Annotated in this window: 17 protein-coding genes; 5 read left to right on the top strand and 12 right to left on the bottom strand. The window is 44.4% G+C overall.

Annotated elements, in window-relative coordinates; translation table 11 throughout:
• Nucleotides 1–92: 92 nt before the first annotated feature.
• The 6 genes from BM367_RS01785 to BM367_RS01760 form a co-directional block, all read right to left on the bottom strand.
• A complete protein-coding gene (locus tag BM367_RS01785) occupies nucleotides 93–962 on the bottom strand; it encodes a carboxylesterase family protein (RefSeq protein ID WP_143103924.1) in 870 nt (289 codons plus the stop codon).
• 82 nt (nucleotides 963–1044) lie between these two features.
• Complete coding sequence (locus BM367_RS01780) at nucleotides 1045–2364, bottom strand: bifunctional folylpolyglutamate synthase/dihydrofolate synthase (protein ID WP_245759869.1); 1320 nt, start codon at nucleotides 2362–2364, stop codon at nucleotides 1045–1047.
• A gap of 51 nt (nucleotides 2365–2415) precedes the next feature.
• Nucleotides 2416–3288 carry a TonB family protein gene (locus BM367_RS01775; protein ID WP_092456873.1) on the bottom strand — a complete coding sequence of 291 codons (873 nt, stop codon included), beginning with the start codon at nucleotides 3286–3288 and terminating at the stop codon, nucleotides 2416–2418.
• Nucleotides 3289–3425: 137 nt separating this feature from the next.
• A complete protein-coding gene (locus BM367_RS01770) occupies nucleotides 3426–4724 on the bottom strand; it encodes a radical SAM family protein (protein WP_092456870.1) in 1299 nt (432 codons plus the stop codon).
• A gap of 71 nt (nucleotides 4725–4795) precedes the next feature.
• The gene (locus BM367_RS01765) at nucleotides 4796–5437 is read right to left on the bottom strand and encodes a hypothetical protein (protein ID WP_143103923.1); all 642 of its coding nucleotides are present in this window, start codon (nucleotides 5435–5437) and stop codon (nucleotides 4796–4798) included.
• A 5-nt stretch (nucleotides 5438–5442) separates the two neighbouring features.
• Nucleotides 5443–6489: an arginase family protein gene (locus tag BM367_RS01760; RefSeq protein ID WP_092456864.1), complete on the bottom strand. Its 1047-nt coding sequence runs from the start codon at nucleotides 6487–6489 to the stop codon at nucleotides 5443–5445.
• A 177-nt stretch (nucleotides 6490–6666) separates the two neighbouring features.
• Between BM367_RS01760 and BM367_RS01755 the strand changes: the two genes are divergently transcribed.
• The 3 genes from BM367_RS01755 (at nucleotide 6667) to BM367_RS01745 (ending at nucleotide 13044) form a co-directional block, all read left to right on the top strand.
• Complete coding sequence (locus BM367_RS01755; RefSeq protein WP_245759868.1) at nucleotides 6667–7869, top strand: ROK family protein; 1203 nt, start codon at nucleotides 6667–6669, stop codon at nucleotides 7867–7869.
• A gap of 82 nt (nucleotides 7870–7951) precedes the next feature.
• Nucleotides 7952–11281, top strand: coding sequence for a SusC/RagA family TonB-linked outer membrane protein (locus tag BM367_RS01750; RefSeq protein WP_245759980.1), 3330 nt, complete (start codon nucleotides 7952–7954; stop codon nucleotides 11279–11281).
• A 47-nt stretch (nucleotides 11282–11328) separates the two neighbouring features.
• On the top strand, nucleotides 11329–13044 hold the full coding sequence (locus BM367_RS01745) for a SusD/RagB family nutrient-binding outer membrane lipoprotein (protein WP_092456858.1): 1716 nt from the start codon (nucleotides 11329–11331) through the stop codon (nucleotides 13042–13044).
• Between the two features lie 98 nt (nucleotides 13045–13142).
• On the opposite strand, the gene BM367_RS01740 is transcribed toward BM367_RS01745, so the two are convergent.
• The gene (locus tag BM367_RS01740; RefSeq protein ID WP_092456854.1) at nucleotides 13143–14474 is read right to left on the bottom strand and encodes a hypothetical protein; all 1332 of its coding nucleotides are present in this window, start codon (nucleotides 14472–14474) and stop codon (nucleotides 13143–13145) included.
• Nucleotides 14475–14483: 9 nt separating this feature from the next.
• Nucleotides 14484–15083, bottom strand: coding sequence for a redoxin family protein (locus BM367_RS01735; RefSeq protein ID WP_177224069.1), 600 nt, complete (start codon nucleotides 15081–15083; stop codon nucleotides 14484–14486).
• Between the two features lie 193 nt (nucleotides 15084–15276).
• Here BM367_RS01735 and BM367_RS01730 point away from each other — a divergent pair, with 193 nt between their 5' ends.
• Nucleotides 15277–18510 (top strand): VCBS repeat-containing protein, encoded by a 3234-nt coding sequence (locus BM367_RS01730; protein WP_177224068.1) that lies wholly within the window; start codon nucleotides 15277–15279, stop codon nucleotides 18508–18510.
• On the opposite strand, the gene BM367_RS01725 is transcribed toward BM367_RS01730, so the two are convergent.
• The 4 genes from BM367_RS01725 to rplU form a co-directional block, all read right to left on the bottom strand.
• Nucleotides 18502–20175, bottom strand: coding sequence for a DNA polymerase/3'-5' exonuclease PolX (locus BM367_RS01725; protein WP_092456845.1), 1674 nt, complete (start codon nucleotides 20173–20175; stop codon nucleotides 18502–18504). The genes BM367_RS01730 and BM367_RS01725 overlap by 9 nt on opposite strands.
• Nucleotides 20176–20241: 66 nt before the next feature.
• On the bottom strand, nucleotides 20242–20625 hold the full coding sequence (locus tag BM367_RS01720; RefSeq protein WP_177224067.1) for a hypothetical protein: 384 nt from the start codon (nucleotides 20623–20625) through the stop codon (nucleotides 20242–20244).
• Between the two features lie 64 nt (nucleotides 20626–20689).
• Nucleotides 20690–20962 carry a 50S ribosomal protein L27 gene (gene rpmA, locus BM367_RS01715; protein ID WP_092456842.1) on the bottom strand — a complete coding sequence of 91 codons (273 nt, stop codon included), beginning with the start codon at nucleotides 20960–20962 and terminating at the stop codon, nucleotides 20690–20692.
• 54 nt (nucleotides 20963–21016) lie between these two features.
• A complete protein-coding gene (rplU, locus tag BM367_RS01710; protein WP_092456839.1) occupies nucleotides 21017–21316 on the bottom strand; it encodes a 50S ribosomal protein L21 in 300 nt (99 codons plus the stop codon).
• A gap of 159 nt (nucleotides 21317–21475) precedes the next feature.
• Here rplU and BM367_RS01705 point away from each other — a divergent pair, with 159 nt between their 5' ends.
• Nucleotides 21476–22975: a GH3 auxin-responsive promoter family protein gene (locus BM367_RS01705; protein ID WP_092460864.1), complete on the top strand. Its 1500-nt coding sequence runs from the start codon at nucleotides 21476–21478 to the stop codon at nucleotides 22973–22975.
• The last annotated feature ends 10 nt before the right edge of the window (nucleotides 22976–22985 follow it).

Genomic DNA, 22985 nt, shown 5'->3' with positions numbered 1-22985 from the left:
TTGCTTTTCAGGCATGCTCATGTTCTGCAGGCAAATATCCCACAAAAGCCTGTAAAGCAAACAAATCCTCACAAAATGAAAAGCCATTAGGTTCACCGATGGTATTGGAGCATCCACTGATATACATTCAACCCGTTTTCTTGATAATTCGGATCATAGGCTTTTGTCCAGGCATCATGGCCTGAAACGGGAAATAGAGTCAGCCGCGGAGTCGGTGTACAACGGGCATTGTTGAGGTAATTGACGAAGTCAATGGAATAATACGAGGGAACGGTGGGATCATTTTGATTGTGCAGGGCCCATACGGGCAGATGGGCTTTGGCCATGGTATCGGCTTTCTGCTGGCTGGGCCAGGCGGCTCCGGCAATGGGTAAAATAGCAGCCAGCTGTAGGGCGTAGGCTGTACTGGCTGAGGCATAGTCCCACGTAATGCCGCCGCCCATGCTTAATCCTGTCAGGTATATCCGGGTAGTATCAATCCGGTAATGGCTTTTTGCAAAATGGATAATGGCCTGGATATCGCCTGGTGAAGGCCATTGTTTGAATTGGGGTGATAAAACAATAAAAGCAAAATGTTGCCCACCCACTTCAAAATCGGGCGGGAATTTTTTCTGGCTGATCAGCTTGGGAGGGCCATTGCGCAATACAATCGGCAGGTTTTGGGGTGAGCCATCGCCCAGTTCTCCGATTCCGTGGCAGAATATCAACAAGGGATACCGGTATGGAGTGGAATCATACCGGGCCGGCAGGGCCAGGTAAAATCCGCCAATATTGGCGTTGATTGACTCATACACGGCCGTCTGTACGGGAGGTTGTGTTTCCGGGATATACAACCCGGATGTAGCCTGAGTAAGCGGCTGTATGGGAGCTTTCCGGCAGCCCATGATCCAAACCATTCCCCAGGCACACAATCCATAACTAAGCAGGCGAACCCGATAGCGAACATCGGCAATGCTTATCACGAAAGCAGTTTTAATCAAATTTGGAAAAATGATCCAGTTTGTTTCTCAGATAAACGCCAATTTGGTTCAAATATGATGCCATTCAGGCTGTGATCAGTTGTTGCAAAGCTTGTAAAGCTTCACCAGCCACAAACACGCTACCGCATATCAGTACCATATCTTCGGAATTTGCCTGCTGCAGGGCTGCCGTACAGGCTTCACTTACGGTTGCGTACACATTTCCCTGCAGATCATAGTTTTGGGCAAGCTGAGCCAGGGCTCCGACCTCCAGTGCGCGGGGCAGCTGCGCCTGGGTAAAGTAGTAGCGGGCATGCGAAGGAAATTGCTTTAATGCAGCGGCCACATCTTTATCTTTTACGAATCCGGTGATAATATGCAGCTGGCGGAAATGCTGCATGGCTGTTTGTTGCATGACTTCGACTATGCCTGCTTCATTATGGGCTACATCCACAACCACAAGCGGTTGTGTTTTTACCACATCCCATCGCCCTCTTAATCCTGTCAATTGCTTTACCTGCGAAAGAGCGGTGAGAATATGGTCTGATGTAATCGGCCGGTAACGCCCGGCTGTATGTGCGAGAAACACGTCAATTGCGGTGAGTACAGTAGCAATATTTTTTTGTTGGTAAATGCCGGTTAAATCCGGATGGCTATACCATTCCCGGTTATCGGTCAATGATTTCAACGTCCAGGGATGATGAGCATTTCCCGCCTTAATCTGCCAGTGTGCAGATGCCAGATACAGGGAGCTGTTGCAGGCACGGGCTTTTTCCGTAAACACAGGAAAAGTTTCCGGGTGATATTCGCCAATGACCACCGGAACGGATGGTTTGATGATGCCAGCTTTTTCGCCTGCTATAGCCGGTAGGGTATTCCCCAATAAATGCTGATGATCAAAACTGATATTGGTGATAACACTCAGTTCAGGCATGAGAATATTGGTGCTATCCAATCGCCCGCCCAGTCCAGTTTCCACGATGGCTATGTCCACCCGTTGGCTGGCAAAATACTCGAACGCCATGGCTACCGTAAGTTCAAAAAACGAGGGGCCAATGGCTTCGGTAAGCGATTGGGTTTTTCGGACAAACTCCAAAACTGCTTCTTCGGGAATCATTGCTCCGTTGATACGGATGCGTTCCCTGAAATCAATCAGGTGAGGCGATGTGTATAATCCGGTTTTATAGCCGGCCTGCTGAAAAATGGCTGCCAGCATGTGGCTCACGGAACCTTTGCCATTGGTTCCGGCAATATGAATGGATGGAAATTGTTTTTCCGGATGCTGCAAAGCTTCACAAAGCTTACGGATATTGGTTAGGTCTTTTTTGTAGGCAGCTTCGCCGATGCGGGAGAACATGGGCAATTTCTCCATCAGGAAATCCAGGGCCTCGGCATAGGTTTGCATCGCGGGATGGTTTGGGATCAGATGCAAAGTTAGGAAGGGGGAGATGTTTAGTTATTGCTGAAGTTTGAATACAAATGTGATTTCTCCGAATTGGGTTACCGGGGCATTCGGATCGGGATTGAAACGGATTTGTTTGATTTTGCGTTCGGCCAGCTGGGCGAGAGTTGTATTGTCGGCACTCAAAATGCGATAGCTGGTAATGTTGCCTTGCTGATCCACGGCTATTTGCATCCGTACTTTTCCGGGCTCATTGAATTGGGCTTCGCGCGATGGATATTGGGTAATGCTGCGTCCGCGCAGGTTATAGCTGATGCCACTTCCTCCCAGGCCAGATACCAGTCCGCTATGGTTGCTGGCATTGGGATTGCCGTTGATGGCGCCCTCATCGCCGGGGTTGCCGGTGAGTCCTTCGTTGGTCGCTGCGTTGGCTACATCAGACTGGTTACCGCTTGATGTATTGTGTGTAGTACCACCGCTGTAAACAGCTTTGGGGCGGGGAGGAGCTTGATGGGCAACTACAGGCGTTTGTTGAGGTTTGGCTTGGTGACGGGCGGATTTCTCATTCAGATCAGGATGAAAAGTTGATTGCCTGGTTGTTTGGGTGTGGGGAATGGCTGGTGCTGACTCCTCATCGCTGGTAAGCAGGTCATGGGGAGCTGTACCTGCAGCTTTTGCCGCCGGCGCAGAAGACGTCTGGGCTGCCGGTGAGGCACTAACCTGCGGAGGATTGGGATGCAAAGGTTGTTCATCGCCCATGCCTTCCTGGCTGTTACCAAGGTTTACTTCCATCCCCAAATCCTGGTTGGGAAGCGGTGCGGGAACAGAAAAACCAATCAAAACACAACACAGCAATACCGCTGCGTGTATGAGTATGGTGCCAATGAATGCTTTTAGATTTTTATGTTTTTCAAAATGATCCACCATCCAGTTTTGATCTTTTCAAATTTATGTATTTCAGCTGATTTACTGCAAAATCCGGGATTTTTTAAGAATATCAGTTTGGGTAAAGAAATGCATTTTAAAACTGATACAAACAAAAAGACAAAGCCACAGTTGAATGATCATGCATGAGCAAAATCTGTCTCAAAATTTCCTTTGATGCGTTCCATTGGTGGATTGTAATATCCAAATTTTAAATCGGGAAAATGAGCATGTACTTTTTTGAGAAGCTTTTTCATGCCCATAGCCGATGTGGTGTCATTGACACCAATTTCTTTCAGATACCAGTCTGGATCTATATTAAAATTGCGCCATTGAATCATATCCAATTTCGTTGTTTCAATGAGCTTACACAGGGCTTCAAATTCTTCGGGCTGATCGGTCATGCCCGGGAAAACAAAATAGTTGATGGAAGCCCAGCCACCGGCTTCTTTCACGGTAATCAGGCTTTTGACCACATCCTCGAATGAATAGTTCCGTGGCCGATAGTAGGCATGATAAATATCCTTACGCGCTGAGTTCATGCTTATCCGAATGCTATCCAGGCCGGCCTCGCAGAGGGCTTTCACGGCTTCAGGCTTGCTGCCGTTGGTATTCAGGTTGATGCAGCCCCGGTCGGTTTGGTTTCGGATGAGCCGGATGGCATCGCGAATGGTACGCCACATCAGCAAAGGTTCGCCCTCACAGCCCTGTCCGAAGCTGACAATGGGATAGGGCGCTTCTTTCAGGTGCGCTACGGTGTACTCTGCAATTTCTTCGGGTGTGGGTTTAAAGGTAAGGCGGTCTTGTGTGGAGGGAATAGATACTTCTTCGGGTTGAAAGGAAATACAACCGATACAATTGGCATTGCAGGCCGGCGACACGGGTATCGGGCATTCCCAGCGCCCGAGAAAATAATTGCGGGCGGCCGGACAGAAATAAGTAAGCGCACAGTTTTCGGCCAGATGCTTCACCAGCCGGTTATGGGGGTACATCTTCAATTTCTCGCGTACGCCGGCTTTTACCTTGCGGTGATCAAAACCACGGCACTCCTGGCGAATATCCTGTTCGATACGCACGGCGGGTACATAAAATTTATTTTTCCACCACCCAACAGCTGTATAGCAAAATAGCGGCAGGAGGGGCGCCTGAGGTTCAGTTTCATAAGCAGCCAGGTAAAACCCTGTATGGGCAGGAGGCAGAAAAGCAGCTACAGCCCATCCTTTCATGCATAATCGCATTTCACCGGTGTGCACGTCTATGCCTATGGCGCGCCTGCCCGGAAGATGGTATAAACTTCCTCCATCAGGCAGTTCAATCCATTCATCATGCGGAACAGGCAAGGCTTCCCAGCCACTGCGCCCTACCGCATAAAGACTGGTATCTTCAAAAACATTTCCTTGTTCGTCAGCATATAGCAAGTAAGGACTGTGGTGTAGCATGGCTGTCTTTTCCTCCCGGAAATCCGTTCACACAAAGTTCGGAAAGCATCATCATTTTTAATGATTTGGATTTAGGATTTTGAAAAGGAAGTATGGTTATCTGGAGTTTTAGGGAGATGAGCACGCAACACCTGCATCAGTTCTGCTATAGCCGCATCCTGGCCAGGCCCGATTTCCCATTGCCACCACCTCTCATCCGTCAGCTGCAGGGTCAGGACATCATCTTTTACAACGGCGGATGCAATTTTTTCCCATGGGATCTTGATTGATTTCCATTGATCGGGAATTTGGATTGTTTCATCGGTAAATATCAATTCATCCTGATGAAGCGCCTTCCATTCCAGCCAGCCGTTTGCTATTGCAATGATGGCTGAAAACAAATGAATCCAGCCTATCAACGCATAAGGCGTGTAAAATTTCCATACAAAAAATAAAACAATCAATGCAAATGCTGACAAAATACTCGTGAATCGGTACCTGGCAAAAGGAAACAACTGTTTGTTTCTCCATTGGTTGTAAATACGACCCGCTGTGTAAAAATGCAGCATCATCAATGGTAAGGCAAGTATTATCCAACCCGAAAGATGCAGGGGTTTGAATAGCAAAAAAGCCAGCACATCAAAGAAAAAATAACATCCCCAGATCAAATGATGCATGAGGATGCGGTTGATTAGCCGTGGCAGCCAGGGAGGATGGATACGCAATCGTAGCATAACGATCAGGTGGATGGGTAGAGATTGGAAAGAAGTAAATTACATAATCGGAACAAAATATGGGCACCGGCACGCGCATCCCATTCTTCCTGTCCGTAGCCGATTTCAGTCAGGTCGAAACCAATCAACTGTCGTCCCGATTGGATAAGTTTTTTCAGGAGGAAAAATACCTGTTCAGCCTGAAGGCCGCCCGGCACGGGCCGTGCTGTGTGTGGACAGACACTGGGGTCGAGTCCGTCAATATCGAAGCTGAGATACACTTTTTCAGGCAACGGCGCAATGATCTGTTCGCAAATGCTTTCCCAGGTTTGACCCCGGTATTGCATCTCCATCAGCTGTTTGTTAAAGAAAGTGGTGATACGCCGCGGTTGTTCGCATAGAAACAGCCATTCCTCTTCAATAAAATCACGCGCGCCCACCTGAACCAGCCGTGTCACATTGGGCACATGGTCAAGCACCTTCCGCATCACACTGCCGTGTGAATGCGTAAAGCCCACGTAGGTTTCCCGCAGGTCACAATGGGCATCTATCTGCAAAATACCGAACGGTCCCTGTTGTTCGCTCAAAGCCTTGATGTATCCCCAGGCTGTGCTGTGGTCACCGCCCAGCAACACCACGTTTTTGCCTTTTTGCAGAAGGCTTTGGGTTTGGTCATAAACCCAGGTATTCATTTCTTCACATCCTTTGTTTACATCCTGCAGGGTTTTTTGCATAAAGCTGTTTTCTGCCAGGTTGCCGCCGTCCATGAGGAAATTGAGGTAGAGCTCAGCCTCCTTGCGAAGGTAATCGCTGCGCATCAGCAAATGTTTATCTATGGCCTGCATGGCAATGCCACGTTTCCAGCCTTCATATTCATCAATCAGGTTTACGTGCACACGCTTGCTGGCTTTCAGGATGTGTTCAGGGCTGCGCGCTGTACCCGGATGATGTGGCAGCGTGACTTCCCAGGGTACAGGCAAAATAATCAGCTGGGCTGATTGTTCGTCGAAAGGAAGTCCAAAAATATTGTCCTTGCTAAATGACGCTTGGGATGGAGCAGTTGCATCTGTCATAAGCCGATACGGAAGTTTCAATGGATAAAATTAGGGAGCCTGCATGAATTGATGAGAAACTTGGCTTCTGGGACATAAATAAAAAATTTTAGAATTTTTTTCTTGTTTTTAAAATATTTTATTAAGTTTACGTCAAAAAAATTTTAATAAGAACAAATCTTTATAATCTTTAATAAAGTGGAAACAGCTTTTTCAAAAGAAACCCATCGAGTGCGCAGCGGAATAGAAAAGCAAGTGATACAATATTTATATACCGACCGGGAATTATCATGTTCAGCCTTAAGTGAACGCATCGAAAAAAGTGTACCCATGGTCATGCATGCCCTGAATCAGTTGATGAAGCGCGGCTGGGTTTGCAGTACAGGTTATGCCCCGTCGACAGGCGGAAGAAAACCTTTGCTGTACAGCCTGGTTCCGGAAGCACAATATATTGTGGCCGTGGCCATGGATCAGTTGTTTACAAGGATTCAGGTATTGGACTGGCTACACCGGCCCATCACGCAGCTCGAAACCCTTGCTTTGCCCCTGCACGACAATGAACAGGCCACTGATATCCTCGTCCAGGCTATTCATAAGCATCTGCATGCTTCAAGTGTGAATGTTTCCAAAATTCTGGGTGTAGGTATTGGCATGCCCGGATTCGTGCATATTCAAAAAGGGGTGAATTATACGTTTCTACCCACACCCAATGGCGAAAGCTTAAGGGCATATCTGCAAAAGCAACTGCAGTTGCCAGTGCTGATTGATAACGATTCCAGTCTGATTGCCCTTGCCGAATTGCGCTTTGGGATGGCCAAAAACCGCAAGCACGTTATGGTAATCAATATTGGCTGGGGAACGGGGCTTGGTATGATTGTAAACGGTACCTTGTTTCGCGGACACACGGGGTATGCGGGTGAATTCAGCCATATACCTATATCGGAAAACAAAATATTGTGTGAATGTGGCAAACGGGGTTGTCTCGAAACAGAGACTTCTTTGCTGCTGCTGGCTGAAAAAGCCAAAGAAGAAATCCGGCAGGGAAAAGTTTCTCAGCTTTCCACGTTGTTCAAGGCCAATATGCACGCCGTTGATGCTGTGCTGGAAGCCGCAAACAACGGAGATGAATATGCGATAGAATTATTGTCGGACGTCGGCTATAAGTTGGGCAAGGGCATAGCCATTCTCATTCATATCATGAATCCGGAATTGATAGTTCTCAGCGGTCGGGGAGCCAAGGCAGGTAAAATTTTGCTGGCACCTGTTCAACATGCACTGAATAAATATTGTATTCCCCGATTGCTGGAAAACACAGAGATAGCTGTTTCAAAGTTAGGTTTTGAAGCCTCATTGATTGGCGCGGCTAACCTGGTGATGGAAAATCTGTTTGAATGGAACTGATCTAAAATTTATGTAAAAGTTTATATCCATTTTTCACCATTTTAAAAGGATGATTATGCAAACAAAAGCATGTTTACTCTTGATGGTATGCATCGCTGGCTTACACCTTGCAACCTTTGCGCAGCAACAGGTAAGCGGGGTTGTAATCGGTGAAAACAATAACCCTGTACCGTATGCCAGTGTGCGCATTTCAGGAACCAACCGCGGCACTACTACCGATGAAAACGGAAACTTTATTCTGAACGTAAAACCAGGCGATACGCTCCTGATTACCAGTTTGGGATATCAGCAGCAGAAGTTGCCCGTGCAGGATAATACCCGAAATATTCGCGTGGTTTTATCAACTACTGCAAGAGGCTTGAATGAGGTAGTAGTAACCGGTTTGGGTGTGAAAAGGGAAGAAAAGAAGCTGGGTTATGCAGTGACCCAGGTCTCAGGAGAAGATGTGCGGCGGGCTAATGTGGTAGATCCAACAACGGCTCTGCAGGGGAAGGTGGCAGGTGTATTCATCAATACCGGAACAGGCGGGCCCACATCTAGCAACCGCATCATTATCCGCGGCAATACTTCATTGGATCCCAATAACCAGCCCTTGGTCGTGGTGGATGGGGTAATTGTGGATGATCAACCTACCGGCGCAGGCCAATGGGGAAGTTCACAGGATTTTGGTAATCAGTTGAAAGACATTAATCCCGATGATATTGCATCCATCAGCATCTTGAAAGGAGCGGCCGCTTCAGCCCAATGGGGATCGAGAGCTACCCATGGCGTTATTCTCATTACTACCAAAAAGGGCAGATCAGATAAAAAGATTGGCGTAACTGTTTCGCATACCGAACAATGGAGCCAGGTATTTAAGTTCCCGGATTATCAGAATGAATTTGGTGGAGGATGGACTTTCGGATTGGATTCATTTGTCACAGATCCCAACACCAACCGCCCGCAAATCGATCCCAGCTGGGGTTACTGGAGTTTCGGTCCGAAAATGAACGGACAAACCGTAGAAGATATGGATGGCCATCTCCAGAAGTTTTCACCGAATAACCCTAAAGATGCTTATCAGACTGGCCGATTCGTGAATACCAATGTTGCCATTGATGGTGGAAACGAGCAAACTACTTTTCGGTTGTCTTTTTCCAATCAGCATAATCAAGGCATTGCTTACGGAAATACATTCACACGCAACAATATCAATTTGAATGCAACCCAGAAGTTAGGTAAAATTGTAGATATCAATGCCAATGTGAACTTCGTGCGAAGTGATGCATTGAATCCTGCACGTGATGGCGGAAATGATAATCTTCTGTTTATGTTGTCATATGCTGTTCCCCGCACCTATGATATCAATTATTACAAAACCCATTTCATAGATTCTGTCAATGGTGGCAGAAATAAAGTGGATGATAATTATTACGGCCTGACAGGATATTGGTTTAATCTGTACAAAAACAATGCAGAACAGAAAGAAGATAATCTTCGTTCATCACTGGAAATGACTGTGCATGCCACTCCCTGGCTCGACTTTCATCTGAATGGATACGCGAATAACTTCTATACTACTTATACCAATAAACAACTCGGACAGGATGCCAATTTCTCGGGCGGATATTATGAAATCAGCAAGGGCACACATGATAATTATCGCCTGGTAGCACAGGCTGAATTGCACCGGGCTTTCAAAGACTGGGATGCTGATCTGATTTTGGGTACAGAAACTTATAGCGATAAATCGCAGGCACTCGATTCCAGAACAGATGGAGGTTTGATTATCCCGGGTAAATTTACCCTTTCCAATTCGGTAAACAGACCTCAATCTTCTGAAGCTTATTCCAACTATAAATTAAATTCTGCTTATGCTTTCCTAACCCTGGGCTGGAAATCACAATTGTATATTGATCTAACAGCGCGCAACGATTGGTCGTCTGCATTAACCTATCCCGACGGGCATGGCAATAACAGTTATCTGTACCCGTCTGTCAGCGGATCATGGATTTTTTCACAAACCTTCCATTTGCCGCAATATATCACGTTCGGGAAGCTAAGAGCATCGTATGCCCAGGTGGGGCGAGATATTGATCCTTACTTTAGTTCAACCGGACTTACTTATCATTTTTCACAAAACTATCAGGATTATCAAGGAAATAATATTCCCATCTACGAATTTAACGGCAATAACCTGGGCAACCTGAATATCAAACCCGAAATCATGACCGCTGTTGAAGTAGGTCTGAATATGCAATTCCTGCAGAACAGACTGGGTTTTGATGTGAGTTATTACAAAGACAATACAAGAAATCAGGTGCTGTCACTTCAGGTGGCTCAGGAAACCGGTGTATCCAATCGTACTATCAATGCCGGCAACATTCAGAATGCAGGAGTGGAATTGTTGATCACCGCAAGACCTGTTGAAACCAGAAACTTCTCCTGGAGCTTGAGTGTGAATTATACCCACAATGAGAACAAAATCATTTCTCTTGCTCCAGGTGTCAATTTGTATGTACTTGAATATGGGCAGGGTGTGGATGTGGAGTCTGTAGCTATTCCCGGACAGGAGTATGGTACAATTTATACCAAATATGATTATGCCAAATATCAGGCTCTCGATGATAAAGGAAATCCTGTTGCAGATCCGAATAATGGCAAAAAGGTATTGTATCCCACAAACGATTATTTAGGAAATCCGGCCGCACGCTTCAGAAGAACAAACGATTATCAGGGACAGGGTTATGTGAAAATTGGTACATCACAACCCAAGTTTTATTATGGATTTATGAATGATTTCACGTATAAAAACTTCAACCTACACATTGCGCTGGATGGACGTGTGGGTGGAAATATTGTTTCTGCTACGTATGATTACGGATATGCTTTTGGTAACTGGAAGACCACACTCTTTGGAAGGGACAAAGCACATGGAGGTTTAGAAAGAAAAACTTTTGATGCTGCTGGAAATGTAACAGGTATTTACTACGATGGAATTATCCCCGATGGTGTCTTCCAACAGGGTAGTAAAGTTACCGATCCGCAAGGCAATCAACATGATGTTACCGGCATGAGCTATCAGGAGGTGGTAGATAAAGGATGGATTCAGCCAATCAGTGCGTTGTATTATTACTATAGCCTGGGCAGCTGGGCTGCCGGTATTCGTACCACCGGCCTCGCTAAAAACGATTGGCTGGCTTTGCGCGAAATATCCATTGGTTATCAACTTCCTTCCTACATAACCAATAAACTCAAGCTGAATAGCCTCCGGGTGATGCTGGTGGGTCGCAATCTGGGATATCTGATCAACAAATTGCCTGCTCATATTAACCCGGAAGGAATGTATAACAGCAATGCCGGCAACGCGTTTGAATATGGCGGACTTCCTTTTGTTCGAAACTTTGGCTTTACCATTCAAGCAGGCCTTTGATGAAACAATGTTTAAACATGATTAAATCCTAATTAAAAATATTTGGTATGAAATCGCTAAACAATTCTTCTTATTTCATGCTTGGTTTGCTTTGTGCTGGATTGATTTTTTCATCATGCACAAAGAATTTTAACAGCATCAATACCAATCCCGAAGATGTAGTATCAGTATCCACAGAATCCTTATTTGCCCGTGCATGCCTGGGCGCTACCAATGGCCCTGGGGCTGATTTCCAGCAATATTATGATGTGTATAGGGATGTAAACCCATGGATGGAATTATGGGTAAACAATGGCGGAAATCCAGCAGCTTTCAATGAAGTGGGAGCCAACTTTAATTATCGTTATGGGATATACTATGGAAGTGTCGGAAATTATCTTGCCGATATCATCCATAAAATCAATACCATGTCAGATGCCGACAAGGCAAAATATCAGAATGAGCTGGCCATCGCACAGATTCTGAATGTGTATTATGCCTGGTATGTTTCAGATATCAACGGCGATATCCCATATACAGAAGCATTTCAGTTGCGTTACGGTGGTACGGATCAACCGAAATACGATTATCAGGATTCGCTCTTTGGTATATGGGATAGTGAGTTAAAGCAGGCGGTAAGTATGCTGAAATCCGGAAGCAGCGCCCAACAAGCAACCTATGGTAATTATGATTTGTTTTATTATGGTGATGTAAACAAATGGATAAAAGCCGGAACAAGTTTACGATTAAAAATTGCTATGCGCCTCATGAAACGCGATCCAAACAAGCTGGCTTCCATAGCAAATGAAGTAATTGCAAGTGGTGATTTGATGAGCAGCAACGATGATAACTGGATATTTTACGCCAGAAACGGATCTACAGGACCTGGCGGAAATTGGGATCCAACCGGCTTTGTAGCACCCAAGCCTATGGTTGATTTTATGTGGAATACATCTGATCCAAGAATAGGTTTATTCTTCCAGAAAAACGATTATGATTCACTCACTTTTGTTGCTTTGCAACAGCAGGGGAAAATCAGTCCTGACTCCAGCTGGAATCCTCGCCAGTATGTAGGTATGTTTTGCAGCCCTGATGCTGTTAAAACTCCGCTGGGCAGGCGACTGATTTTCCGGGATACTCTCAAACAGGGTGGCAACAATGTTTTGCTGGATACTCTTTCGCTGATTCAATACCGGTTATTCCAGGCTGAATATCCTGATCAGAATGGCAATGTGGGCCAGGGCAATACGCCTTTTGTAATTCTCACCTATCCGGATGTTTGCCTGATGAGAGCCGAATTGGCAGCACGAGGCCTGACTACAGAAGATCCTGCACAATGGTATTATGAAGGCATTAAGGCTTCTATCGAAATGTACGACCATCTGGCATCTATGGCTAAGATTTTCAACTACAACAGTGTTGCTGTAACCCAGCAGGCTATTAATAATTATTTAAGTAATCCCACCATTCAATATAATCCTGCAAAAGGCATTAAACAAATTTGTGTACAGGAATTCATCAATTATTTCAAACAATTTAATGAAGCCTGGGCACTCTGGAAAAGAACGGGTTATCCGGATACAACAACAGATCTTGTCCGCGAACCCCTGTTAAGTGGTGGACAATATCTTGAGATTCCCAGAAGAGCTGTGTTTAATAATGTGATTTCGGGCGCACCCAATTATGATAATGTCCAGGCTGCTTTGCAACACATGTCATCTGATCCGGACTGGGGCAGTGGTCCCGCTGATGTGTATGGCCGGGTGTGGTGGGATAAAAAATAATACCTCGCAGATTGGTTTATGGGTAATAAAAATAAGCCCGGGTTTAAATAATCCCGGGCTTTATCATGGGTAAAGATTTGAAGAAACAATATCATTTTTCATTTATCGCAAATACAAAGTTGTTCATCATGGGGCTTGTAATCCACATACAATAAGATCAGAGTCAGCATTTCATCGGTTGTTTTCATGAGCTCATTATTGTCACCAAAGATCATCTGAGGAGGATGAAAAGGATTGCGTGGATTCTGATCTGTATTGTCGTATATACCCATCACATGCACCGTACTTCCTTTGGGTAAATAAACCAGATGTGTAAACCGATACAGGTCCTGCCAGCTAAAATCCCAGTGTGGAATATAAATCAAGGGAATGGTGTCCTGTGCAGGTGTAACAGCAAACGCTTTAAATGATTTTCCAAGCAGATGCATGTGTGGCCATACATACAAGAGAGAAATATCTTTAGTGGTTTGTGCAGTAACCTCAAACGTATCTATCTGATTCGGCAAAATCAACAACGGGGGCATAATATTTCCGATACCACCGGATCCGATACTGATGGTCTCAATTTTTCTTTGTACAGGTGTTTTTTTGAAAAAGAAGTGCAGAGATGCAGTTAGTATTGTATCCACCGGGCTGGGACCAAAATGAAAGGTAAGAATCACTACACCTTTTCTGGGCATTACAAATCCGATATCCCGCGGGAAATAAGTGTATGTGGTTCCGGGTATCCATCCGCCATAATAAATCATTTGTGTATTTCCTTTCAAATAAGGCTCAAATTGCTGAAATGCCTGCGGTCCGTCTTCATCCAGTGTAGCAAGTTCACCACCTTCATGAATGTCAACTCCTTCCACAGCAGGATATATCGCATAATTCACATGATGAATATATCTGAGGTTATTGGCTGTAAATTCAATAGCTTCCACATTACCGGGTGTATCTGTTTCAAAAGGAATTTTTACAAATACAAAACGTTCTTTATTGTCGCCTTTTATCTCATACGGGTGCATCATGTGTATTGTCAGATCAGGTGGGCGATCATACATCGTGTGATTGATAAACTTCTTTAATTGCTGTTTTTCAATCATGGAATCGTTTTCCCCGGCTGGTTTTCCTGCATCGATCCATTCTCTGATTAACTGAATCTCCCAGACTGTGAGTACCCGTTCATGGCAAAAATGTTGGTAAGATGTATCGGCTTTCCATGGGGGCATATACCGGCTGTTCACCACCTGCCAGATGAAATCAGCTCGTTTTGCAATATCGGCATAACTGATAAGTGAAAAAGGTGTATTCTCTCCCGGATGATGACATGAAGTGCAATGGGTGTAAACAATAGGCGCTATATCCTTGTAAAATGTAATGTTTTGCGCGTGTATATCTGCTTCTACAAACAAAATAAAAAGAATAAAGAGCGAATATCTTTTCATGTCTATTGATTAGAAATCGTTGATATAGCATCCAACTGGTTGGGTATGCGTGATGGTTAACGGAAGCCCTCTAAGGCAGCTGCTTAGTGCATCTTGCAAGTAATGGGCAGTAATAATTGTACGTTGCTGCCCAAGGCTCACGGCCCAGTTATCAATAGCACCGCTGTATAGTTGCTCACCCTTTCGGTTTAACAAAATCACCTGTGGCGTGATGGTTGCTCCCAGCAAATGTGTCAGTTGCATATCGGAATCTACATACACCGGAAAGCGAATATGAAAACGTCCCACGAAATCTATCATCTGTTGCCTGCTGAATCCTTTGCCGGGTATGATGCCTACCCAAGCGATTGGATTACCCTGAAACCGGATATACAAATTGTTTAAAGTGAGGGTATAGTTCTGGCATAAAGGACATTCGGGAGAAAGAAAAATAAACAAGTCAAATTTATCATCTTTCAGAATCTGGTTTATGGAAATTTGCTCTCCGGATAAAGTATGCAAAATCAAATGATCTGGAATAAAAATTCTTTCAGATTGCTGCTGTCCTCTTGCCTGCAGGCAAAAAACAAACGGAAGCAGAAGCACGAGCAGGAATCCCGGAAGTTTCATGGCTTTTGTGATAAAGTTACAAAATATACAGAAGTTTTGTGTAAACAGTTTCATAACAGAAAATCATCTAACTTTATTCGGATTTCATCACGTGCACTTTTGAAATATGCAGTACAGGTTTTATTGTATTTTCATTTTCTTATCATCTATTCTTTCTTCATGCAGCCACCCGTCAAAAAAAGCTTTATTTAAATTGCTTCCGGCTTCTTTAACAGGCGTAGATTTCCGAAATGATCTGCATGAAGATAGCTTGCATAATATTCTGGAATATGAATACTTTTATAATGGCGGAGGGGTGGCGATAGGTGACCTGAACAATGACGGCCTTCCGGATATTTATTTCACTTCCAACAGAGGTCTCGATAAATTGTACCTGAATCAAGGGCATATGCATTTCAGGGATATTACAAGGGAAGCAGGCGTAGAAGGAAGAACGGGTGGCTGGAAGACGGGTGTAACAATGGTGGATGTAAACGGAGATGGGTTGCTGGATATGTATGTCTGTTATTCAGGAAATCTGGATGGAAGGATGCGTGAGAACCAGTTGTTCATTAATCTGGGTCCTGATAAAAACGGAGTACCTCATTTCAGGGAAGAAGCCAGTCAATATGGTTTGGCTGATTCAGGATATAGTACACAGGCTATATTTTTTGATATGGATTATGACGGAGATCTGGATTGTCTGGTGCTGAATCACAATATCAAAACCTTTACGATTCAGCAGTTATTACAGGCAAGAAATCAAGTAGATCCCAATGCAGGCAATCATTTATACGAAAATATAAATGGCCATTTTGTGGATGTTACGGCCAAAGAGGGTATTGTGAGCAATCCTATTGGTTTTGGCCTGGGGGTGGCTGTATCTGATGTAAATGGCGACGGTTGGGATGATATCTATGTTTCAAATGATTACAACGAAAAGGATTATCTCTACATAAATGATGGTACAGGCAAACATTTTCATGATGAGATTCTGTCCAGGCTCGCGCATATGTCGTATTATTCCATGGGATGTGATATAGCAGATGTAAACAATGATGGTTTTCCGGATATCCTTACGCTGGATATGCTGCCACCGGACAATAAACGGCAAAAACTTTTGTATAGCCCTGATGACAGGGCCTTACATGCATGGATGGTGCAAAACGGGTTCGGCGAACAGATGATGCGTAATATGCTACAGCTCAACAATGGCGATGGTACATTCGTTGAAATAGGACAACTGGCAGGCATCAGCAATACGGATTGGAGCTGGAGCCCGCTGATTGCTGATTTTGATAATGATGGCTGGAAAGATATTTTTATCACCAACGGATATAAAAGAGATAATACCAACATGGATTATCAGGTTTTCAGAAATGATTATATCCTGGGTCAGCTACTCAACAGAAAAAGAATTAATAACTTGGACTTGTTGCAAAAAATGCCTTCCACGCCTTTGCATAATTACATTTTCAGAAATAATCATGATTTACAGTTTGTGGATGAGTCATCTTCGTGGGGATTCATGCAGTATGGCTTTTCAAATGGGGCGGCTTATGCTGATCTGGATAATGATGGTGATCTTGATCTGGTGGTCAACAACGTAGATACCACCGCTTTTATTTATCAAAATATGGCCACAGAATATTTACATCGGCATTTTCTGGCTGTTCGCCTCGATGGCTATCCCTCAAACCGGTTTGGTATAGGTACAAAAATATTGGCCTATGCAGGCGGGCAAATGCAATATTTCGAACAAATGCCCACGAGAGGCTTTCAGTCTTCTGTTACGGAAGTAATCCACATTGGACTCGGTAAGCATAAAAAAATTGACAGCTTGCGAGTTATCTGGCCGGGAGGTACTACAGAGGTGCTCTACAACCTGGCTGCTGATCAAACCATCGTTTTACATCAGAAAGATGCAAAAGAAAAATACATAGCTTCAGTACCTGCCGAAAATCCTGTTTTCAGTCCATTGATGCTGCCTGTGATATTTGCCGATGTTGCAAAATCTTTTGATGATTTTGGCAGGCAACCGCTTTTGTTTCACGCGCTATCTGATTGTACGCCTGCAATGGCTATTGCCGATGTGAATAAAGATGGATTGCCTGATTTATTTTTAGGAGGTGCAGATGGCCGATCTGCTATAATTAACCTGCAACAGCCTGATGGCAGTTTTATACCCGCAGATCAATCTGCATTTGCAAAAAATATACATTCAACTGATGTGGCAGCTGCTTTCTTTGATGCAAATGGAGATGGATTTCCTGATCTGTATGTGGCCAGTGGTGGATATGGAGATTATGCAGCACATGACGCAGCATTGCAAGATAAATTTTATTTCAATGACGGGCATGGGCATTTCATATACGATAGCCTGGCACTTCCAGTTATGCGTGATAGCAAATCATGCGTTGCTGTTGCCGACATCAATCATGATGGACATCCCGATTTGTTTGTGGGAGGCCGTTTGGTGCCTGGCTCTTATCCGATGATCCCAAAGAGTTATGTATTGATAAACGATGGCAGGGGGCATTTTCAGGATGCAACCAGTCGTGTGTCGCCCGGCTTGCAACATATAGGCATGGTCACAGATGCGGCATGGGTGGATCTGAATCAAGACGGATGGCCAGATCTGGTAGTAGTAGGCGAATGGATGCCGATTTCTGTTTTTATCAATCATCATGGAAAGTTGGTCAATGAAACAAACAGGTATTTTCCGCATGCTTATACAGGCTTATGGAATGGTTTGTATGTAGGGGATATCAATCACGACGGCAGGCCGGATATTGTTGCAGGTAATCTGGGTTTGAATACCCAGTTACACGCCAGTGATGCAAATCCGTTACTAATGGTATATGCTGATTTCGATCACAACGGTACGATTGATCCCATTCTCTGCAATCCGGTTCAGCATGTGAGCTATCCTTTCCCCACGCGCGATGAATTGCTGCTGCAAATACCTTCATTGAGAAAAAAGTTTCCAGATTATACCTCCTATGCAAATGCTACATTATCTGATATTTTTACATCCACACAACTAAAAGAAGCCGATACATTATCGGCCAACACGCTCGCAACCATGTGTTTTTTGAATGATGGAGAAAAATTTATTCCCGTTGATCTTCCCATTCAGGCGCAGTTCTCGCCTGTTTACAAAATTGTTCCGGTAACAGATCGTAAAACAGGCAATACCGATTTGTTATTACTCGGTAATCAGACGGAGATGGCTATGAGGCTGGGCCGCTGCGATGCTAATGAGGGAGTATTTTTGAAAAACGACGGCAACGGTCATTTTACTTATGTTCCACCTTGTCAGTCCGGACTGCATGTGCATGGCAATATCCGGGCGGCAGGGTGGATAAAAATAGGTCAGCAACAAGTTTTGTTGATTGGTGCCAACCGCATGCCCCTGCAAGCCTATCAGTTGAATGAATCATTGTAGCCCTTTCTCTTTTCTGATTTTAAGCAGGTATGTTTCCAATTCATCCCGGCTGAAACTGCTGAGATTCTGTGCAGCTGTAAGTCCACCTTTCTGAGCAGCCAGCACTCCGTAGCGGATATCGTTAAATCCATCCATAGCATGTGCATCAGGATCAATGGATAACATTATACCGGCATCTACGGCTTGTGGTATCCATCGCCAATCAATATCTAACCGACGGGGATGAGCATTTAATTCAATAATCACCTTATGAGCATTGCAGGCCTCGATGATAGCAGCATGATCAACCGGATATCCGTTGCGTGTTAAAAGCAGCCGGCCGGTCATGTGTCCAAGAATGGTTGTAAAAGGGTTGGCAATGGCTTTCAGCAAGCGTTGCATGGCTTTCTCCTGAGGCATCTGCAGCGATGAATGTACCGAAGCAATTACCACATCGAACCAGGCTAAAACTTCATCCGGATAATCCAGTCTTCCATCAGCAAGAATATCAACTTCAATACCCTTAAAAATTTTAAACGGATGCAATCGTGCATTCAGTTCATCTATTTCCTGATGCTGCGCCTGCACACGTTCAGGCGTTAGCCCGTTGGCATAAAAGGCCGATTGAGAATGATCACAAATCACCAGGTATTCAAATCCTTGCTGCTTGCAAGCTGTAGCCATTTCTTCGAGTGAATGCATGCCGTCACTCCACTGGCTATGTGCATGAATGATGCCTTTGATATCTTTTACTTGAATCAACTGAGGCAGTTGATGCAATCGGGCTTTTTCTATCCAGCGGACATCATCACGCAGGCAGGGAGGAATTACGTCTAAACCTGCATCGAAAAACAGTTTTTCTTCTTCGGAATAATGACGCGTTACAATCTCCGGAAATTGTTTTTCCATGTGCTTCACAAAATCCGTGGACCCTGTCCTGCTAAACAAATCTGTTCCCCATTTTTCAGAAGAACTCAAAAATATGTATAAAGGCGGATGTTGGGAGCGAATTAGTTGCAGGGTGTTTGAATCCTGAAAAGTTGCTTCGGGAAATAGCTTTTGTATTTGTTCGGGCAAGGCATCTGTCAGGATTTCAAGCCGGTCAATAATTTCCATTTGTCTGCGGAAAGATCCTGTATAGGTAAAATGTGCTTTAGGCAGATGTTTTTCCCATTGCTGCCTGATCTCTGCTGCCAGTTGTACTGCTTCTGCATATAGCAATTTTCCTTTCTGGGATAAATAAAAAAGAATTTCATTTCTGATGCTTTCTTGTGATTTGGGGCCGAAACCTTTATGATGCAACAGGCGATTTTCATGGCAGGCATATAGCAATTCACCGATGGACTCAATGCCCATTTCTTTCCAGATAACCCGTATCTTTTTCGGGCCGAGTCCCTTGATCTGAAGCATTTCAATCACACCAGGCGGAGTGTTGTCGATGTATTTTTGTAGCAAAGGAAATTGTGCATCTCGGATGATTTGCTGAATTTTTTTGCCAATGGCTTCGCCAATGCCTTTTATCTGTTGAATTTCTTCTGCGGTTAAAGTTTCAATGGGGCGATTTAGTTTTTCAATTTCATAAGCAGCCAGTGCGTAAGAACGGGCTTTAAATGGGTTTTCCCCGTGGATTTCCATGAGTTTGGAAAGTAGAATCAGTTGATCCGCTATGGTTTGATTGTCGATCATGGCATAAAAATAAAAAAGACTTCAACAGAGTTGAAGTCTTTTAGAATGCATATAAAATGGTACGAGTCAGGGCATCAGGGGGGGTGTACTATTCATCCCTTCGGCTGGCCCTGTGGCAGTTCCGGTAGTTCCGTTACCGGCATTTTTGGGCATAGCCCGTTTTTTCCGTACTGCTGCTTTCTTTTTGCGGGTTGCAGCTTTTTTACGCGTTGCTGCTTTTTTCTTTGCTGCAGCTTTTTTTCTTCCAGCAGCTTTTTTGCGGGTTGCAGCTTTTTTACGCGTAGCTCTTTTTTTTCTGGTTGCTGCCTTTTTTCTGGAAGCGGCTTTTTTCTTTCCCCGTGCAGCTTTTTTCCTTACTGCAGCCTTTTTACGGGTTGCTCTTTTTTTACGGGTAGCTGCTTTTTTCTTACTGGCGGCCTTTCTGGTCGCTCTTTTTTTTGGTCTTGCCATAACTGTGAATTTTGGGTTAGTAATAAAAAATAAAAGACTTTATGGCAAACACCACCGTTCAGGCCTAAGCCTCAGCAGGAGTGTTCACAGGGATTACCGAGACAATTGTCTTGTCATTTTTTCCTTTTTTGAATTCAACCACACCATCAATCAATGCAAAAAGGGTAAAATCTCTTCCCAGTCCCACATTTTTACCCGGATGATAAACGGTACCTCTTTGCCGCACGATAATATTGCCGCTTTTCACAGTTTGTCCACCAAACACTTTTACGCCAAGGCGTTTACTCTGCGAATCGCGACCATTTTTTACACTGCCTTCACCTTTTTTATGTGCCATTTGAATATCAATTTAAAGTTAAGTAAAAACAACAGGATATCAAACAAATATTTTTTAACTGATGTCTTCAATTTTGATGCATGTTAAAGCTGCACGGAACCCTTTTTTCTTTCGGAATCCTTTTCTGCGCTTCATTTTAAAAGCAATTACTTTTTTGCCCAATGTATGATATTGAATACTGGCTTTTACTTTTTTCCCAGTATTTCCGCTTTGCAATGTTTGATCATCAACCACAAGTGGTACATCTTCGAATACCACAGTATCTCCAACTTCACCCTGCAGGCGGTTCACCAACAATGATTGTCCGGGTGTAACTTTGAATTGCTTTCCGGCTATCTGTACAATCGCAAACATAGTCCAGCTAAATTTTTGCAAAGTTATTATTCATTTTTAATATGACAAAGTTTTTCCGCTTATACGTATGCCTGATGGAATTGGGCCTGGGCGGTGGCAATCCATGAACGGGCTATCTGGAATTTTATACATTTGTGGCATGGCAAATTCCGCTTGGGAATGAAAAGCGTTAAATCTCTTCTGGCTGTTCCTTTGGCAGCGTATGTGCGAAATCGGATCAAAAAGCAAATGCTTACCGCAGCAGAGGATCAGCTGCATTTGCTTGAGCAGTTGTTGCGGGATGCCCAGCATACCCTGTTTGGGAAAGCACATCATTTTCAGGAAATCAAAGATTACAAAAGTTATCGGGAAGCCGTTCCCATCCGGGATTATGAAGGATTTAAACCCTACATTGAAAAAATCAAATCAGGTACACAAAATGTGCTGTGGAAAGGACAGCCTTTGTATTTTGCCAAAACCTCAGGCACTACCAGCGGAGTAAAATACATTCCTATCAGCAAGGATTCTATCCATAATCATATTGATACAGCCCGGAATGCTTTGCTCTGCTACATTGCAGAGACAGGCAATCACAATCTTACAGACGGGAAAATGATTTTTCTTTCTGGCTCTCCTGTGCTGGAACGCGTAGGCGGTATTCCCACCGGCCGGCTGAGTGGTATTGTCAATCATCATGTGCCCCGTTATCTGCGCACCAATCAGTTGCCCAGTTTTGAAACCAATTGCATTGAAGACTGGGAAACAAAGTTGGATAAAATCGTGGAGGAAACCATTCATCAGCCCATGACGCTGATCAGTGGAATTCCTCCCTGGATGCAGATGTACTTTGATCGTTTGCAGGCTGCCAGCGGAAAGAAAATCAAAGAACTATTCCCTCAGCTTACGCTGATCGTACATGGAGGCGTAAACTTTGAACCCTACCGGGCCAGGCTGATGGAAAGCCTGGGCGAGCCGGTGGATACGCTGGAAACCTATCCTGCATCGGAAGGTTTTTTGGCTTTTCAGGATCAGCCTGATGCAGCAGGTTTGTTGTTGAACACACACAGTGGTATTTTCTTTGAGTTTGTTCCTGCGGATGAAATTTTTCAGCCACAACCCACACGTTTGTCGCTGGGCGAAGTGCAAACAGGTGTAAATTATGCGGTTTTAATTACCAGCAATGCCGGATTGTGGGCGTATAATCTGGGTGATACCGTGCGTTTTGTTTCGCTGAATCCCTATCGAATTGTGGTAACGGGGCGGATATCGCATTTTATTTCTGCATTTGGTGAGCATGTGATTGCAGAGGAAGTAGAGCAAAGCCTGCAGGCCGTGGCCAGCAGCCATCAGGTGAAAGTTACTGAATTCACGGTTGCGCCGCGGGTACAGGTAAGCGAGGGGCGGCCCTATCACGAATGGTATATTGAATTTGAACAGGCACCCGCCGATCTGGAACGCTTTGCAGAAGAGCTGGATCAGCAAATGCGCAAAAGAAACATTTATTACAACGATCTGATTACCGGACATATCCTGGAGCGTCTGCAGATTAGATTGATACGCAAAAATGGATTTATTGATTACATGCGTGCCGCAGGCAAACTGGGCGGCCAGAATAAATTGCCCCGATTGAGCAATGATCGCTATATTGCAGATGCCCTGCAGGCTTATGTTATTTCCTGAGTTAAAAGTT

Source organism: Thermoflavifilum thermophilum (genome assembly GCF_900116565.1).
Lineage (GTDB): Bacteria > Bacteroidota > Bacteroidia > Chitinophagales > Chitinophagaceae > Thermoflavifilum > Thermoflavifilum thermophilum.
Note: the sequence above shows the minus strand (reverse complement) of the source record. Positions and strands in the feature narration are given on the sequence as shown.